The organism is Aquimarina penaris (assembly GCF_040786285.1).
Classification (GTDB): Bacteria; Bacteroidota; Bacteroidia; order Flavobacteriales; family Flavobacteriaceae; genus Aquimarina.
Window position 1 is genome coordinate 179,089 of record NZ_JBFMKQ010000001.1, and the last position, 18,572, is coordinate 197,660.

General features: G+C 35.6%; 15 protein-coding genes. 3 read left to right on the forward strand and 12 right to left on the reverse strand.

Annotated elements, in window-relative coordinates; translation table 11 throughout:
• Positions 1–14 precede the first annotated feature (14 nt).
• The 3 genes from ABW637_RS00705 to ABW637_RS00715 form a co-directional block, all read right to left on the reverse strand.
• On the reverse strand, positions 15–1,604 hold the full coding sequence (locus ABW637_RS00705; RefSeq protein ID WP_367582699.1) for a S41 family peptidase: 1,590 nt from the start codon (positions 1,602–1,604) through the stop codon (positions 15–17).
• Complete coding sequence (locus tag ABW637_RS00710; RefSeq protein WP_367582700.1) at positions 1,604–2,035, reverse strand: deoxycytidylate deaminase; 432 nt, start codon at positions 2,033–2,035, stop codon at positions 1,604–1,606. The genes ABW637_RS00705 and ABW637_RS00710 overlap by 1 nt, the downstream gene beginning before the upstream one ends.
• Before the next feature lie 87 nt (positions 2,036–2,122).
• Positions 2,123–2,707: a HupE/UreJ family protein gene (locus ABW637_RS00715; protein WP_367582701.1), complete on the reverse strand. Its 585-nt coding sequence runs from the start codon at positions 2,705–2,707 to the stop codon at positions 2,123–2,125.
• A gap of 302 nt (positions 2,708–3,009) precedes the next feature.
• Here ABW637_RS00715 and ABW637_RS00720 point away from each other — a divergent pair, with 302 nt between their 5' ends.
• The 3 genes from ABW637_RS00720 to ABW637_RS00730 are packed head-to-tail and all read left to right on the forward strand — an operon-like array spanning position 3,010 to position 4,450.
• On the forward strand, positions 3,010–3,435 hold the full coding sequence (locus ABW637_RS00720; RefSeq protein ID WP_367582702.1) for a DUF5675 family protein: 426 nt from the start codon (positions 3,010–3,012) through the stop codon (positions 3,433–3,435).
• Between the two features lie 26 nt (positions 3,436–3,461).
• Entirely contained in the window at positions 3,462–3,842 is a 381-nt protein-coding gene (locus tag ABW637_RS00725; RefSeq protein WP_367582703.1) for a hypothetical protein, read from the forward strand.
• A 44-nt stretch (positions 3,843–3,886) separates the two neighbouring features.
• A complete protein-coding gene (locus ABW637_RS00730; RefSeq protein ID WP_367582704.1) occupies positions 3,887–4,450 on the forward strand; it encodes a hypothetical protein in 564 nt (187 codons plus the stop codon).
• Positions 4,451–4,474: 24 nt separating this feature from the next.
• On the opposite strand, the gene ABW637_RS00735 is transcribed toward ABW637_RS00730, so the two are convergent.
• The 9 genes from ABW637_RS00735 to ABW637_RS00775 all read right to left on the reverse strand — a co-directional run bounded on the left by ABW637_RS00735 (position 4,475) and on the right by ABW637_RS00775 (position 18,551).
• Positions 4,475–5,791: an ATP-binding protein gene (locus tag ABW637_RS00735; protein ID WP_367582705.1), complete on the reverse strand. Its 1,317-nt coding sequence runs from the start codon at positions 5,789–5,791 to the stop codon at positions 4,475–4,477.
• A gap of 19 nt (positions 5,792–5,810) precedes the next feature.
• The gene (locus ABW637_RS00740) at positions 5,811–6,803 is read right to left on the reverse strand and encodes a hypothetical protein (RefSeq protein WP_367582706.1); all 993 of its coding nucleotides are present in this window, start codon (positions 6,801–6,803) and stop codon (positions 5,811–5,813) included.
• A 260-nt stretch (positions 6,804–7,063) separates the two neighbouring features.
• Positions 7,064–7,885, reverse strand: coding sequence for an eCIS core domain-containing protein (locus tag ABW637_RS00745; RefSeq protein WP_367582707.1), 822 nt, complete (start codon positions 7,883–7,885; stop codon positions 7,064–7,066).
• 20 nt (positions 7,886–7,905) lie between these two features.
• Positions 7,906–8,667, reverse strand: coding sequence for a ParA family protein (locus ABW637_RS00750; RefSeq protein ID WP_367582708.1), 762 nt, complete (start codon positions 8,665–8,667; stop codon positions 7,906–7,908).
• Between the two features lie 116 nt (positions 8,668–8,783).
• The gene (locus ABW637_RS00755; RefSeq protein WP_367582709.1) at positions 8,784–10,196 is read right to left on the reverse strand and encodes a vanadium-dependent haloperoxidase; all 1,413 of its coding nucleotides are present in this window, start codon (positions 10,194–10,196) and stop codon (positions 8,784–8,786) included.
• Positions 10,197–10,240: 44 nt separating this feature from the next.
• Positions 10,241–11,410, reverse strand: a complete 1,170-nt coding sequence (locus ABW637_RS00760) for a prolipoprotein diacylglyceryl transferase family protein (RefSeq protein WP_367582710.1) — start codon at positions 11,408–11,410, stop codon at positions 10,241–10,243.
• 16 nt (positions 11,411–11,426) lie between these two features.
• On the reverse strand, positions 11,427–12,119 hold the full coding sequence (locus tag ABW637_RS00765) for a hypothetical protein (protein ID WP_367582711.1): 693 nt from the start codon (positions 12,117–12,119) through the stop codon (positions 11,427–11,429).
• 41 nt (positions 12,120–12,160) lie between these two features.
• Entirely contained in the window at positions 12,161–17,773 is a 5,613-nt protein-coding gene (locus tag ABW637_RS00770) for an eCIS core domain-containing protein (protein ID WP_367582712.1), read from the reverse strand.
• Positions 17,774–17,816: 43 nt separating this feature from the next.
• Positions 17,817–18,551, reverse strand: a complete 735-nt coding sequence (locus ABW637_RS00775) for a hypothetical protein (protein ID WP_367582713.1) — start codon at positions 18,549–18,551, stop codon at positions 17,817–17,819.
• Between the last annotated feature and the right edge of the window lie 21 nt (positions 18,552–18,572).

Genomic DNA, 18,572 nt, shown 5'->3' on the forward strand with positions numbered 1-18,572 from the left:
TTTAGGGGGTATAATTACTTTCGCTTAGAGAGTGATACTACTTTATTTATCATCGCATCATCATTATTTATAATTTTTTCAAATTCACCAGTGCCAAATAGCTGTTGTGCCATAATAGCCTTAAGATACTTTTTTAATTGATTTTTATAATTTCTCAACTCTATTTCGACTCCTCTTTTTCTTGCGTATATTAAAAACCCTTCGGCAAAAGCATCATCGATATTAATTTGTTCTCTAAACTCTAGTTCAGACAAGTTATTATAAAAAGTTCGTTTTACATCTAATTCTTCTTCAAACACATAACGCCCCATGAAACCTGACCTCAACAAATAATTAAGTGTTTCTCCTACTCGGGTTGTATCCTTACCAACAAAGATATCTGGTATAATACCTCCCCCACCATAGACTGTCTTACCTCCTGGTGTTTTAAATTTTAAAGAATCCGCCACCTGAATACTGTCTGCACTTTGCAGTTCGCCATTTTTATAGCGCTCCAGGTACTCATTAAAATATTCTTTATTTCCGTTAATGTACGGTTTTTGTATAGAACGCCCCGTTGGAGTATAGTATCTAGAAATTGTTAGTCTCACTGCGCTTCCGTCACCCAAGGCCATCTCTCTTTGAACAAGTCCTTTACCATAAGAACGCCTCCCTACAATAACCCCTCGATCATTGTCTTGAATTGCCCCTGCAAAAATTTCGCTGGCAGATGCCGAATTCTCATTAATTAGCACATAAATTTTTCCTTTTTCAAAGCTCCCTTTATTCGTTGCATAGTTATTTTCGATGGCTCCTTTTTTATTTTTAGTAAACATAATAAGGACATCATCTTTAAGAAATTCATCTGCCATTTTCAAAGCCGGTGCAATAAACCCTCCTCCATTATCTCTAAGGTCAATGACTATACTTTTTGCACCTTCATCAAGTAATGTTGCCATTGCCTTTTTGAACTCTTTATATGTGGTTTCTGCAAATCGATTTACCTTAACATATCCCAACATATCATCTAGCATATATGCTGCATCGACACTTTGAAGAGGTACTTTACCTCTTTTTAATAACACATCAAAAGTTCCTTTACCTCTTCTATATACCTTAAGCTGTACTTGACTATTTAATTCTCCTTTTAATTTATTGGCTAACCCATCTCGTATCAGGCCTTCGCCATAAAGAGTGTCATTATCTGCCATCAAAATTCTGTCTCCGGCTTGAATTCCAGATTTTTCGCTAGGCCCTCCTTTTATAGTATTGATTATCGATATCGTATCTTTATAAGGGTAATAAGTAACTCCAATACCTATAAAATCTCCTTGCATACTCTCGGTAATTCCTTCGAGTTCTTCTGGTGGAATGTATACAGAATGAGGATCTAAATTTTCTAAAATTCTATTTACCGTAACTTCAACAATACTATCTGTATTGATCTCATCTACATACTCGTAATCGATATAATCGATTAACCTATTTAACTTTTCTTTTTTTGCATTAGAGGAAAAAAGCTTAGCCGAAGGGTTACTGCTGAAATCAAGTTTACTACCTAAAAACACTCCCGCTCCAACTGCCAAACCTAAAAATAAAGGCAAGTATTTTTTTGAATATCCCATTATTCTTCTAAATCCGTAATCTGTTCTATTTCTACTCCGGCTTTTGCAAGAAACGTTAACCCGGAATTATCTTTATAATCGATCTGATACACTATGCGTTTTATACCCGCTTGGTGAATCAGTTTACTACATTCCTTACATGGTGATAACGTAATGTATAACGTAGCATCTCTACACGACTGTGTTGATGATGCAACCTTTGAGATTGCATTTGCTTCGGCATGCAATACGTACCACTTTGTATATCCTTCTTCGTTCTCACATGGATTTTCAAAACCGGTTGGTGTACCATTAAATCCATCTGAGATAATCATTCTATCCTTTACAATAACCGCTCCAACTTTTTTTCGTTCGCAATGCGATAATTTACCCCATTCTCTTGCGATCCGTAGATAAGCTTTATCATATTTAAGTTGTTTTTTTTTAGACATAGGGCAGAATGACTAGTATATTCTTAACAGTATAAAGTACGAATATATTATTACCATGTGGCAAATACAACTCAAACTCTTACTTAATTACCAAATTTTATTAGCGATGAGCATTGGAATAACCATTCCTATTACAATTGAAGATACAATAAGAATCCAATCTCGTTTAGAAAACCTTAAAAAGGTTTGTGCAATAAAGCTAATCAAAACGACAATCAAAACGACGATGATTTGCGAGATTTCTATACCAAGAGCAAACTCTATTAAGGGTAAGATTTTAGAACTCACATTACTACTTACTGCCTTAAAATAACTAGAAAAACCTAATCCGTGTATTAATCCAAAAAAGATCGTTGCTCCGTACAAAATTCCAATCTTACTGCTTTTTGAACCGCTTTTACCAGTTAACACATTAAATATTGCTGTGGCCAGTATAGTCAAAGGAATTAGAAATTCTACTAATCTCGAATTTACTGATACCACATTATAAGTAGCCAAAAATAAAGAAATCGTATGTCCTACTGTGAAAAGAGTGATTAAGAGTAATATTCGTTTCCAATTATCAAGAGAATACCCAATGGTAAGCACAACTAAAAACAAGATGTGGTCATAGGCATTCCAATCTAATACGTGACCAAAGCCTAGCTTAATATAGAGCCAAAATTCTGACATATTTTAAAAGTTTTGAGGTTGGGCTAATGTACAATTAAATAAAATAACGAAGAAATTACATGCTAATTCTTATCAAAAAACTCAATATGCTAAACCTTTTAAAATTGGCAGATAATTTTCGCAGAATACGCATCTCTTTTAACCAAACAATAAATCATCAAACCAATTTACTAGAAGATACTAAAAATCAATAATTTACACTCTATTCTTTAGGGGTTTATCCCCCTCGTTTATAACAAAAAAAATACTTAAATTTACTTATCAATTCACTTCTTGAATTGAACAACCAACTTATAAAAGTCATGAAGCAAATTATAATTCAGCGACAAACCTATACCGAAAATGAGGTTTTAGGTAAGCTGTATATTTTTGATGAGAGCGGGATTCCTGTTTTTGAGTGCTTCTCGTTAGAATTGGCCTGGCGTGATAATCAAAAAAATATTTCTTGTGTTCCGGCTGGAACCTATCAAATTGTTAAAGAATTCTCACCTCGTTTTGAAAAAGATCTGTGGGAATTAAAGGGGGTTCCTAACCGAAATGAAACTAAAATTCATGTAGCCAACTTTCATACTCAGCTTAATGGATGCATAGCCATCGGCAGTAATTTATCTGATATCAATAATGATAATGAGCTCGATGTTACTAATAGCAGAAATACACTTAATATATTTCATCAGACCATGGGAAACGATACTAAAGCTGTACTGGATATTGTTGGAGTTCATTAAAAACATCTATTAACATAATATACCTCATGAAAAACATTAATACAAACACTATTCTTCAGATTGTAGCACTCTTATTTTTGGTTATTATTGGTTATATGACATTTAGCTCTGGATCCAATTGGAAAATTATTAAATCCGAATTGGACAGGGCCAGGAAAGAATTAGAAATTTCTAAGGATACATTAGCCGCAACCAAGTCTAAGTTAAAAAGTTCTTTGAAGGAAATAAATAAATTAAAACTTCAGAAAGATCTGGTCACCCATAAACGTGATTCATTATTAGTTGATTTTGGACAGAAAAATGCAATCGATTGGAAACAGAAAATGGAACTGAAGGATTCTTTAAAAGCAATCCAGGATAAAATAACAGTAGAAACAAAATTATTAGACAGTCTATTTGGCCTGTAGAATTATATACAATAAAGTTGATCAATCACACAACATCTAACATCATGAAAAACTCATATTCTTTTATTTTTTCGATATGCTTCATTTCAATTTCTTACGGGCAAGACTTACAGATCGTTGAATTAGATTCTTTAAAGGCCTATGAAATTCCTGAATCTTACGCTAATAGAGAAGGTGTACCCTATTTGGTAAAGAAAAATGCTCCTTATATTTTTCGAACATCAGCTGTTTATCTTCTGAATTCTACCTCTTATAATAGAATGAAGGACAGGTTTAAAATTATGAAACGCAAAGACTCTATATACAACGAAATTGACAAAAATTATACTGCAACGTTACAACGTAATGAAAGATTAGAAACCCAGTTAAAATCCAATTTTTCGAAAACCGACAGTTTGGATCAAATAATCTACCAAAAAACTCAAGCTACTCTAATCCATACACAAAAGGCATTAGACTATACCATAAATAGCCTCGAAAAAGCAACTAGTAGTCTTGATATTGTTGAAAAAAGCACTAAAAGACAACGTAGAAAAAGTGCATTCGAAAAAATACTTTTTGCTATTGGTGGCGTGGGAATTGGTGTTATCGTTGGTGTATCACTATAGCATAAATCGGGACTTGGTGTAGTATTATCTCATTACCCTACCTCCTTTTTGGAATTCTCTTTGGACCCCAGTCACGATATCAGACTGGTATATTGTTTTTTTATTCATATTTAAAGAACATAAGCAAGCATATTGTACGATATTCATTATCTCGGCACCAGACAATTCATACCGTTGCGCAATCTGCACAAGATCAACATCTGAATGAAATCTGATAATTGACGGAAAAGCTTTTTTCCATATTATTAATCGTTCAGACATTTTTGGTAGTGGAAAATGGATAATAGACTGAAATCGTCTTACAAAAGCATCATCTATATTGCTTTTTAAGTTTGAAGCCAGAATAACCAATCCTTTATATGTTTCTATTCTTTGTAATAAATATGACACTTCCTGATTGGCATATTTATCATGTGCATCTCTTACATTCGTTCGTTTACCGAATAAAGCATCAGCTTCATCAAAGAATAGAATGTTTTCCGTTTTCTCTGCTTTAGCCAATAAGTTAGCCAAATTTTTCTCTGTTTCGCCTATAAATTTAGAGACGACCATAGATAGATCTATCTTATATACATCTTTACCAGTATACTTACCTAGCAAACTTGCAGTTAATGTTTTACCAGTTCCCGGAGGACCATGAAACAATGCTCTATATCCAGGTTTCAGTTTTTTATACATCCCCCAATCATTAAGTAAGGTATTACCATGGGTAATCCAGGTTTGTAGTTCCTGGATTTGTAAATGGGTCTCTTCGCTTAGTACTAAATCATCCCACTGCATTTCAGTTTCTATGATTTGTGCCGGAAACTTCATACTAAAAGCAGGCCTACTCACTTTTCCTAATGCTAAAAGCTCAACATATTCTTGTGAGAATACGATTTTTCCACTCATCCTAGGCTCACCTTCTGGAGGTTCTTCTAACCAAAGAATACGATGTGCTGCAAAGAAATGATCTGGGTCAAAAAATCCCTGGATTTCTTTTCTCTTTTCTAAATCATCTCCTGCCAATAAAAATAAGGCAGTTTCTCCTGTAGGTAAAAAACCTCTGAAATTTTTACCTCGTATTCCTCCTAATTGCGGAAAGTCTCCCGTAGAAGATAATTTATTTTGTATAATACTATCTAATAAATTGCTATGAACATGAGGACATAAAGCTAGTAATAAAGTGATTTTTTCAGGATCAGTTAGATCAGCATTTTCAAACATTTGCGGAACCGCTAGATCCCATGTACTTATGTGCGGCAATTCTGGAGCAAGAGTATTATTTTCTGTATTAAAATAAGAATCCAAACGATATTGGATTAATTCTTTAAGGTATTTAAACTCTAATACTTCTGCCATTTTCTATTAATTAATATGTTTATAATTTACCATGATAAAAATGCCCTTGTTTGGTAATAAGTTCGATATTTCTTTGTGAGCTATATCCGGCTGCTGTTAGTGCTATTCTCAAATTTGTATTTGCGCTAAATTTTGAAGCCAAATCGGTTTCGATATTCTGATAAAAGCTTTCTCCTACAAAATGTTTTAAATATCTATTTCTCAAAACTGTGCTATTCTTCATTACATCTATAAGAGCCCAATAGCGTATGGGATTTAAATTTTTATCAAAAAAATCCAATCCGGTACCGCCTATCTTTAACTCATTAATGTCTTTGTTTTGCTCTTTTATATACTCGCCCATAAAATATTTGACTTCTTCTTTGTATGCCTTTGCCTCAAAATCAAGTTCGTTCACCTCTTTATTAGAAGTTGTATTAAAATCATCATCGGCATGTGTTAACTCATGAATGATAGTTGCCCTATCCCTTATAGAAGACAATTGAACATTTGTAGGGATATATATAGTGTTCGCTTTGTTCTTATCTCCAGATGTTAAAATCTGGTATGAGGCTCTTTCACCACCTTGTATTTTTTTATATTTTTTGGGTGATAAGGCATCAACATGTATTGCGCCATTCAGTAATTTTCTAGCCATTGGGTGATTAGCACCGGCAGCAACTATGTACGTAATTCCTGCCATTACTTGATCTGCAGGAGTATTATCTGATGCCGCATTATACATAGCCATTAGCACATTCCCAGGTTGAATACCCGATTTTGACATTTCTAAAATTAAATCTTTCCCTTGGGGTGATTTTGACTTTTTATCTATTTCTCTTATTTTATTTAAAGCCAAATAATTTATTTGTTTATTTACTGAAACGATTTCTTTTTTGCGTTTATCGGGTTCAAACATTAAATCTTTCATCAAAGAATATCGCTTATTAATCAGTTTTTCGATTCTATTAGATAACCTCCCTCTATCAATATTCATTACATGGTTTTGATCAGCAACAGGTATAGTCTTCATAGAGATTATTAGTCGTTTTTTTTTATTCGCCAATAAAGCATCTACATTACTTTGTTGACGCATTGCGGCCATTAATAAAAGTTCAACATGCTTAACTGTTTCATTCTTTTTTAGAGCAAATTTCTTTAACTTTTTTATTTCATCATCTGTTAGAGGTCCATCTTTAACCGCTTTCCTAACTTTTCTGTAGAATTTACTTTTCGTTTTGAAAATATAATTATCAGTAAAACGTCCTGATTTTTTATCCTGCTCTCCTTTTTTCAGGATTTTTTTTTACCATTTTGCTGTACCACATGAGTTAACTCGTGCGCCAATAAATGCTTACCCGTACTAGAATCGGGATTGTACTTTCCTGAATTAAAATATACATCATTACCATGGGTAAACGCTTGGGCACCTAACTCTTTGTTCATTGCAACAGCCTCTTGATCTGTATGGATATTTACGCCACTAAAATCTTGCCCAAAGGAAGATTCCATTTCTGCTTTTGTGATTGTTGGTAAGCTCCTGCCTTTGCCAGATTTACTTTTAATTTGCTGAGACACCTTTGCGCTTGCAGTTTGACTATTAGTTTTAGAGGTACTCTTTGTTTGTAATTCTTCTTCCTCTTCACCACCCATTCTTTGGATTTCGGGTTTTGTTTGCAATTCTTCTTCCTCTTCACCACCCATTTTCTGGATTTCGGGTTTTGCTTGCAATTCTTCTTCCTCTTCACCGCCCATTTTCTGGATTTCGGGTTTTTCTTGTACCAGTTTATCTTCTTCCATTCGTTGCTCTGCGGTACCTAATTTTTCATCTTCTTGTGGCGTAGCTAATGATTCTCGTTGTATACTGCTTATTTCTTTGTTTTGTATATCCGGTTTTGAAGTATTATTTACCACGGCATCGGCCATAGTATCTGCCTCTTTTTCATACTTATCCCCTGGCTGACCTACGGTAAGTTTAGTTTGTACTGCTCCCCCATTTACTATATTAAAAAATGGTTTCTTACTGTCCTTAGAAAAGAAAGGGGTTTCTTTATTTTCTTTTCCCTCATTACTGTGTGGATTTTTTTTCCAACTATTAGAAAATACATTTTTCATCTTTCTCCATTTTTGTTTAACTAAAATTTTGACAGAAACTCTACAGTAAGCTTTTTATAATCTTCAGCTCCGTTTGAGTTTTTATCATATTTAAAAATATCCATTCCCTTTTCCTGGGCATTTGCTAAGGCTATATTGCTTCGAATATGTGTTTTAAAGATCATTTTCTCAGAAAACTCTTTTTCCAGATCCTGTTTTACTTGTTGATTCATTCTTTTTCGATAATCATATTTAGTAAGTACAAATCCTAACAGTTCAATTTTTTTGTTTAGTTTCTTCACTAATTCGAAGTGATTTAAAAAGCTCTTGACTCCTTTTAAAGGTAAAAATTCTGCTTGTAGCGGTATTAATACGTAATCACTACTTACTAATGCATTAACGGTTAACATGCCCATCGAAGGAGGACAGTCTATAAATACAAAATCATACTCTTTAAGAGGCTTAATTAGTTGCGAAAGTATTTGTTCTCGCCCATATACACTAGCTAATTCCAACTCTGCCCCCGCTAAATCAAGAGAAGAGGGTATTACATCTAATCCTGAAGCGGTAATCATAACATCGGTGATTTTTGTTTTTTCACCAAAAGCTTCTTTATGCAAGACGGTATAAATTGAATCCTCGATCGTATCAATTATGCCTAACGATTGCGTAAGATTAGCTTGTGGATCTACATCAATCAACAATACTTTTTTACCTTTCTTCTTTAATCCTGCTGCCAGATTAATTGCGCTTGTGGTTTTACCTACTCCTCCTTTAAAATTTGCTACTGAGATTACTTTCATTATAGTATTGTATTCTATTTTTTCTATCAAAGAATACATCTATATAAATATACATAAACCTATTCTAAAAAACACCTCTTATCGTTGGTTATACATCTCTTTTTCAAGAAGTTGTCTTAACCCAACTCTGCATTGAAATATTGACATGCTTTGTCCCATACCTCGCATCCTACTTTACTACCTAATTTTCTACCTTCTAAGTCACCATCAATAAAGTGGATCCCTCCGTACAGTCTTGAAATCCCAGCTTGATTTGCTGCGTCCTTTAACGTTACCCAAGTTAATTTAATATCCTCGCAAGGTGTACAACCAGGCTCAATTTTAGAGCCTCCTTTAGGTATAATTACCGACTCTCCATAATCTCTATCGGCACAAAAACTGTATAGCACTTCATCGGCTGCTGCACTAAATGTACTATGTCCCGATACATACTCTGCAAAAGGCGGTGTTGGTACATAGGGTATCCAATCTTCACCTTCGATTTCTTTAGTCCCTTCGCAAGGTCCACCCCAGGCCTCTATTTTTTTACCTCTATACAATGAATTAATAAGTGATTTGGGCCGTACATAATCATAATACACTTTGCAATCCCACGCAGCAATCCCAGCATCAAGCAAAGCATTAGATAGTACAAAAAACATCTTGATATCATATGCATTTTTATATTTATACTTTCTTGATAAATATCGAGCTTGTCTACAACATTGCTCGGGTGGTGTTGCCCAAGGACCTTTTTCGCTGTTTGATGTGTCGGCAAATTTATCTTCATGCATTCCTCCCCAAAACTCTGCAATCACTTTTTGTTCATCTGTAAGGTTAGCACTATATTCGATTAGTGTCTTAGCTTGTTTTTCAAATCCTTTTTCATCGCACTCTATAGGGGAAGGTGGTCTAAACTGGCCTCCCCAGGATAATGAAAAAGGTTTTACTACTCCCCATTGTGGAGTAAGAAATTTTTGTGGTTTGTGATCTCGCAATTCTGGCTGCCAACGATCTATATGCTTTAATGATTGAGGCTCTGGCGGGTTAATAGGATGATATCCTGTGAAATCAGAAAAACTACCGGAATGTAGTGTTGCATGTGGATTCGAACCATCTCCCATGCGGCATTCTAATATTAATCTGGCTGATAAATTTCCAATCCCAACGGCATTGTAAGGTTTTAAATTTTTATCATCTGGATCATACCCACAATCACACATGAAATCACGAAAAATATTTTTCTTTTCTGGTGGTAATCGTAACCAAAAAAGCTCTTGTAATACAGTATATGCAGCATGACTATATGACTTTGATCGGTTTTCTGAAGTGCATTGACTATCGGGTTGCTTTAAACGACTCCCAGTAGTAGTGCTTACCTCGCAACCACCATCGTTATAATTAGTCCAGGCATCATACATCGCAGTATGCACCATCGCTAATGCCCTCGAAGCAACTGTAGGAGGCGCTCCTGTATAGTGTAATGCATCGCAGGTTAATCGATTCCATTGGTGGGCTTTACTCGGTGTGTATGTTTTTTTTGTTGCCATGATTTTATTTTTTATGTTTAAAAATTAAATTATCTAATGCCTTCTCAGTTATATTTCAAAAAAACAAATTGGAAAACATCCTTTTTAGGTGTTTTACAACTAAAAAAACCGTATTCCCGAAATATATTTTGAATCATTTTCATCAATGTTTTTATAAAAATATCAGGCATTTTATGGGTGTTAGAAGAAAAAGAAAAAATGAAATAGACAGAGGAATCTTTTTCAAGTTTCTCGTAAGAATAGTTGATACCTTGAGAAGTACTCTCTATTTTGCAACAAGTGGGGAACTCTTTTTCGTTTAAACATTTATCATACGTGTTTTTTATTAGTCTATCTATTTCTTTAATATGAAATGGATGCAGCAAAAATGACTTAGGGTTTCTTACATATCTAGAAATAATCAATATTGTACTCACTACTAAAAGTATGGCTGTAAGCCAAAATACATAGTTAGGTATCTGAACAAGGTTTAATACCGAAAGAATACAAACGGTGGTACAGGTGAAAATTGATACCCATTGTGCTTCAGAAAGAGACATCCAATAAGATCTTTGGGTATCTGCCCTTCGCAATTCAAGAAAAAACCTAAGCATAGCATACATCACCAGATAAGTCATTCCAGCTTCCCCAGGGATATAAGAATAAAGCATTTCAATTGTTAGAAATGAAATAATCAAAAAAACACCAATCGATTCTACTAACTGTATAGGAAAAAGAGGAACACCAATTAGATAATCAGGGAAACCAGATTTGATATGTTCTTTGGCATATTGAATTTTAAAACGACAATCGCATGGAATACCGTAGCAACATCCTGCATGTAAACAACCTATACGACCCCATGCTTGTATAACTGCAATAGATAAAATTATAATATCTAAATGTGATAGGATGTTTTCATTAATAGAGTAAAGAATAATTGTATTAAAAAAGATCAAGAATAATTGATAACGGAAAAATGTAAGAATTCTATTTCCAACAATGATGTAATGAACATAATAAAACAATAGGGTTCCAATCAAAGAAATGCCTAATAAAATAACGTTGATCCATAATGATAAGGACTCAAGCATCACTACCAAAACGCAAGCATAAACTAGAGCAAAAACAAAACCTATTGAAAAATACAGGACAAAGCTTGTCCAACGCCTATTCCCTATATTTAATTGTAAAGGAGGAGTTAAAGTAAATGATTTTGAAATTGAAACACTCATTGTTTTACTATTAGTATTACATTCTATTTTTATCTAAATATTTTGATACTTCTATTACTGTTTTTGCATAACTTTCTTCATATGCTTTAAAAGGGTCGGGGTGTATAATCATTTCTATGGTTCCGTCTTCAAATGCTTCAACATGATAGAAAGGAGCATTTAATAATACTTCTTTACTATAATATTTTGAGTATTGTTTTTCTGGCACAAGACTATACCATGAAAGATACATTCCAATTTGTAAGGGTAATGGATTCAAATCATTTTCGAGGTAAAAATCTGAAATTGTATCTTGATCTGCAGAAGCTACGGTAATCGTAAATTCATTAAACCCAAATGTTAATTCTCTTATGTATTCTCGAAACTTAGGCAACCAATCATTTTGAAAGAAAACAGGAAGCAAATTTAAATTAAGTGTATTCTGTACTGGGTTCTTAGAAAAAGAACCGCTCCATCCCGGACTACCATTTGCTCTTAACCAAACTATAGATTCTAACTTATCTCCTAAATTTTTGGCTAATTCATCAAGATTAAAAGGCCTCCAGTTCTTCCTCATATCCATACTCATTTCTGAAGGTGGTAAAAATGGATTTTTATTCAATACACTAATCACTTTTTCAACCTCTTCTGCAGGAATATCTTTTCTGTTTTCCTGAATTACAGAAAGGGCTAAATACAATTGATCATCAAAAGGTTCGATAATATTCATTAAAATTTTATTTTGTTGTTCATATCATTCAAATTTATATATTAATCTGGTAATCTACCTCCAATTCTACGTGTCGCAAAAACTTCATCCCCAGTTGAAGCATCTATTCGTCTAGACAATTGATAAATGATACCATCTGCATCCTGGAAATACACCGCAAATCTAGATCTAGCTTGCCCCATAGTACTACGGATCAAATCTAAGGCCTCTTCTGCAGCTCTTCTTGCATTACCTCCTGGTCCCGGTAAAAACAGGTAGTCATGTCCTCTTAACCCTCCACCTGTAGGAGTTCCAAACAAGGCATTAAGGCGCTGTTGCACGGTACTTCCAGCAACCTGGCTTTGTTCAAACAACCTATTATAATTAGCCATCTGGTCTACATCAATTGGAGTTCCTTCGTACCCCGTTTTGATATCTAAACTTCGTCTGGCACCTGGTCTAAATCTGTCTGGCCTAAAAGGATTACGAGTTAGTCCGGGGATATCGCTTGGTGAAAATGGCACATGAGCAAGATCGCTGGCTCGGGTACCACTACCTGCAAGTTTAGCCGCAAAGTAAGCTTCTCCTAAACTTCCTCTTAATCCTGGTTCGTTAATTAATTGCATTACTTGTTGAAGTTCGCTAGGACCGGCAATATGTTGTGCTAATTCTGCCCGCATAGCTTGCCTTACTTTTGAAGCTCCACCATTTAAAGTGGTAGCAGCACCTCGTACACCCGGGTTGTTCAGAATACTTTGTAACCTTTGAGCCAAATGCTGAGGTAAACCTGTTCCCGTACGAATGGCTTCTGCCAATCTGGGTTCGGTTACATTCAATAATGACAAATTCTTTTCCAGATCAGTAGCATTAGAGCCTAAACTGCTAAAGAAATCTGACAATCTAGGGTTAGGTCTTCCTCTAAATCTAATCCCTGATAAAGGCTCAACATAATCGGCAAAGGCACCTCCAGGATTAGTTCGGTTAAAATCGTTCCACCAAGTAAGCATTTGCCTTGTGTCAAAAGAATGCGAAGCTAAAATTCGTCTTAGATCTGCAGAGGCCGTAATCTGGCTTACAAGCCCTGCAGGAAGTTCTCCGGATTCTTGAAGACGATTAAGTAGTCTCGTTATTATTGCTCTTTGTTGAGAAGAGTGCAAGCCTCCAATCAGATTTGTTACATCAGAAATATTATCAAGGTCTGAGGTAACTCTATTTCCTAATAAATCATATACCTGGTTTCTGAATTTATTATAATACCCTTGAGAAGTAGTTACTCTAGAAAAATCTATTCTTCTTAAATCATCAGCCGAAATCCCTACTTCTCGCATGGTTCTTAAGAAGCCTTCTCCACTACCCGATCTCATAAAACTCTCAAGAATTGAGGTAAATGCCTGATTATTGCTAAGTCCATCTTGCAAGACTTGCATTGCACCTCTGAATGACTGAGACCTACTCGATGCACCTGCTATACTTCTAATTACATCAGAACTTAAATTACTTAATACTCTGGTACGTAAAACCTCGGGTAATTGTAATAGGCCAAATCGTTCTGCTTCGGTAAGATTATCTACTACGGCATCTATGGCTCTTAACGCATCAACATTAGCAGCATCACCAAGTGCCTGATCTTGGGCAAGCTGTCTTCTTACAGAAGCTTCTGCCATTTCCTGTACCTCATCTGCACTTCTTACCAATCCTTCTCCTGCAAGTTCTCTACCAACTCTACCTGCATCGTTAGAAAGTTGAGCCATAGCCTCTGCCGTATCTTCAGCAGTTCTTGCGGCCTGAGCAGATTCTCCTAATGCCCTAGCTATTCTAAGTCCAGCGGCTAAATCTCCAACCAGACCAATAATATCTAAGGCTAACCATAATGGCGATGGCGTATTTTGTGATATTGCCTGAGCACGATCAAAAGCTGTTCCTGATGCTGCAGACTCGAAAATATAGTTATCTATACTCTCCATCAATTGAAGCCCGGATAGAGTAATCGAACCCATTGTTGCCAGTACGGCAACTGTTCCTGTTCCTCCGGTAAACAACCCAAGAGTAATTCCTAATCCGGCCACTGCAAGATTTCTAAAGATGGTTTCTAGCCTTATATCGGATCTCTTCTTTTCAACTATTTTATCTGCAAGAGAGTTTTCCTGGATACCCAATCTTATTTTAGTTCCTTGGATAATTTCTGGTAAATTGTAAACCCGAGAAGGGTCATCATTCAATCCATCTCTTGTTTCCTGGATATCCTCTAATCTGGCATCAGATACTTCGGTGACAATTTCTCTTAGATCATCCTGATCACCATATATTAATTTACTAAATGTTGAAAGTATTTTATATCCAGGACCAACTGCTGGATACCCTTGCATTGTATCATGTGTCCCTTCTAGTAAATCTTTGTCCAGAAGGATTGGATACTCTCCTCCCAGACTAATAAGCTCTTGTTTTACTTCTTCAATCAATTCTTCAATGATCGCATCAGAAGGATGACTATCTCTAAAGCCAAATTTAGGATCGTAATCAGCTTCTCTATCAATAATCTCATTTTGAGTCTCGATTCGTTGGCCGATTGCTCTTAGAGGTGCTAATGCATCATATAAGGATTGCATTCCTCCTTGATTACTTGGCACTAGATAACGATCCTTTTCTCCCTGGACAATGCTTTCGTTTAATGTAAGTAGTTGTAACGTTTCTTCTTTAGCTCTCTCCTTAAATTTAACCAAAAAGAGAATTTCCAACTCCTCAAAGTTCAATGCATTCTGAAAAGTTTCGGGATCGTTTGATACCGCTTCATCCAAAGTATTTGCCTCTCGAATTATTTGATTTGGAGAATGAAAATCAGGGGTCCCGGAAGCAGCGGCGCAGCTTGAAGTTGTTACAGCGGTGTTGCGTGAATCATAATTTTCACCATACATATTGAGCTGATCCAGCATAAAAACTAGTTCTTCTACAGTATAAGATTCTGTTAGCTCTTCTGCTCGTTCATCTCCATACCGTACTTCCATAGCCCGTTCATCGGTTATCATTTCGGTATCACAAGATTGAATTCCAAAACCACTTTTTGCATTCGGATTTATAAAATCTCCTATTTCGCCGATAACCTCATTGGTTCTTCCCCAAAGTTTTCCAACTACTGAAACTGCTGATTGGTCTGCTTCAGTTTCCATAAGCTGGTTATCTGATAACTGGTTAGGGGATTTAAGGTTGGTAGATTTTCTTCCCTGTTGCTGCTGTTGTACGTGGGCTAATTCATGAGCTAATAAGGCATCTCCAAAAGGAGTTCCCGGTTTAAATTGATTCGATGCAAAACCTATTTGATTACCCACTGTAAAGGCTCTTGCTCCCAACTCGCCTGCAAGATTGTTTGCTTTTGATCCCGTATGAATTTCTACATCAGAGAAATTTCGTCCAAAAACAGATTCCATTTGTGATTTTGATCCACCTGAAAATTTTGCACCTCTACCTAATCGCTGTGAGACACTAACCGGATCATGTCCAGAGGGATCTCCTGATTTGGTAAATAATCCCATAACTCCCCGACCTACGTTTCCGAAAAAGCTACCCACTTCTCGTCCTACATCAACAACGGTATCGATTACTTGTTCTGATGCAGTAGAAATGGCCTGGGTGATATCTTGTCCTGTACGCCAAATTGGCATCAAATATGGGTTTACCCTACCCAATGTTCTATATTGCTCTGGAATTCTTTCTATAAGCTCTTGAGGTTCGCTTGGCAACTCTCCCGTAGTAAGCCAATGCGAGGTTACTTCTCGAAGTTTTCCGCTTAACAATACTATATACTGATTTGCGGATGTTACAGACTCTGTATTGACCGTGTATTCTTTTATTTTATTCTCAACCTCTTCTGCAGATGACCTATTTAAGGTTTGAAAATGACTAGTCAAATATGGAAATTGATCTAATGAATATGGAGATCCTACGAGCTCTTCTTCAACAGATTTTTTAATTTGATCCTTGGCAGACCTTAGAAAAGGTGATTTTTTCATCTGCCCATGTGTTGCTATCTCAAAATCCTCTACAATAAATCTAGGGGTACCTTCATCAGATGAGGCAGTGGTAGTCTCTGTTTTTTGTATTTGTGGAGTTTCTTTTTTCTGTATTGAAGCTCCTTGCTGTACTGTATGTGTTAATTCATGTGCCAGTAGATGTTTACCACTAGCACTATTGGTGTCATACTTCCCTTTATTAAAATAAATATCATTACCATGTGTAAACGCCTGAGCATTCAAATCCTTATTCATTTGCACGGCGCTGCTATCGGTATGAATATTGACTCCACTAAAATCTATTCCGAATCCGGATTCCATTTGGTCGCGAGTCTTTACATCCATTTGAGCACCTTTACCTGCACTAGCACTCAGTTTATCTTGTAAACTATTTGTACTAGAACCGGAGGTAACCGAATCTTGCTCTTTTTTCTGTATTATTGTTTCAGAACCCGTGAAGGCCGTAAAAAAAGCATGAAACTGAGACCTTGGGCGTGTTCTTTCTTTAACTTCACTAAAGTTTCCACTATTTCCATCAATAGAATCGATCATATCCCCGTTGACAGCTTTTATGATACAATGATGCTGTTGCTTGGTAAAATAGCCAACATCTCCAGGTTGTGGATTATCTGTTGGTTGAAGTGTACCAAAGGCTGATACTCCTTTTCCCATTTGCCAGTATCCCAAATCTATACCCGCTTTTTTAATCGCATATACAGAGAAAATACCACACCAATGTGGAAACTCTTTAGTATATCTTACATTTTCTATAACCTCATCTGGCCATTCATCTTTGGCCGCCAGGTGAAAAATTTCTAATAGATGCTCTGCACCAACTCGTCGACCAGAGCCGTCATCTTTTTTGGCTTCGATCTTGCCCACCATCTTTTGCGCTTCTTCGACAATGCGTTCTCTTGATCCAGTTGTAGCGGTACCTCCACTACTTAATTGCAGATTAGGCATCTTTTTAAACAGAATAGGATATTCTGTCATTTCCATTTCTTTAGACCTTAATTGCAGATTAGGATCTTCCTCGTCTGAAGGGTCAGCAGAGGCATTAACAACTTCTTTTTTTTGTAACTCTTGATCTTCTGTGCTTTCTTCTACTTCTTCTTTTTCACATTCATCACATTTTGTCTGGATAGGAGTAGCTGTAGAAGTTACTGTATTACTTACAACCTCTGAAACTGATGTATTGGTTGTATCGGCTACGTCGGTTTTTGTTTGTACTACCTCATCGGCAGTCTCACTTTCAAAAATAGGTTTCGTTTGAATCTCCTTAGTAGTATCCTCAATTATTTCTTGAGTTTCTTCTTCTTTCTTTTGCAGTTTTTCTTCTTCACAAGTGTTACACTTTGCTTGGACTGCAGAATTAGATGCTGATTTTGACTGAATCGAATTTTGCTGTATATTTTCTGAAAGATTGTCTACAGATGGTTGACTTAATTTTTGTACTACCTGATCCGCCATGGCATCGGCCTCTACTTCATATTTATCATTAGGTCGACCAACAGTAAGCTTAGTCTGTACAGCTGAAGTAAAAAAAGGTGTTTCTACTTCGTTAGATTTTGAAAAAAAGCCTCCTTCCCCTTCTTTTTTAAAGAAAGGTTGCCGCTTTGCCTGCACATGGTTATTAGCGGAATTGGCGGTTTTTACTTCGGCTGTTTTCAATATCTAGTGCATTTTTAATACATAAAACATTATATTTTTCTTATTAATCAACTAGAAGGGCTTCTCTAAACTGTTCGGTTAATCGAAACATCTCTTTTTCTATTTCTGGTGTAATCGAATCCGAAATATTTTTGGTCATTCTTATAAATAAACCTTCATTATTATTTATCCATTCATGCTGATAACATTCAATATTTTGTAATTTTTCTCTATCAAAGAAATCAAGGTGTTCTTTTCCTAAAAAAGTGACCCAAAAAATCCCGTTAAACATGGGGCCAAAAGTTAATGGATTTTGATATTTACCCTCTAAAGAATCTGTAAGTTCACTGTACCTGTCATTAGGGTGAATACATGCAAATTCTGTAGTATCTATGGTATGCGCTCTCTTAAATGTTTCTGCTAACAAATCTGATCCATCATCGGTGAGAAAATGATCATTTTGAAAATAAAAATTAACTCTATTCATGCCTCTAATCTGATTCATAGAAGACACAAAAGGAAAAAGTAATAGATTTACTTCCCAAGTAAATGGTATAGAACTTCCCATATTAACACAAAAAGATCCGTTTTTTTTCTCTTTTATTTTCATTAGGTATGTGAGTACATCAAAATCCTCTTTAACCGATTTTTTTTCATCTTCAAACATCCCTTCGTATATCCACTCGACCTCTTCAAATACCTGAAGATCTTTCATACTTTCAAACATTTGTCTCGGAATTTCATTTTTATTCTTATACCAGTCATGATATCTAGTTGTTCCGTTCCAATATAATTTCATATCAACTACTTTTTCTTTAAT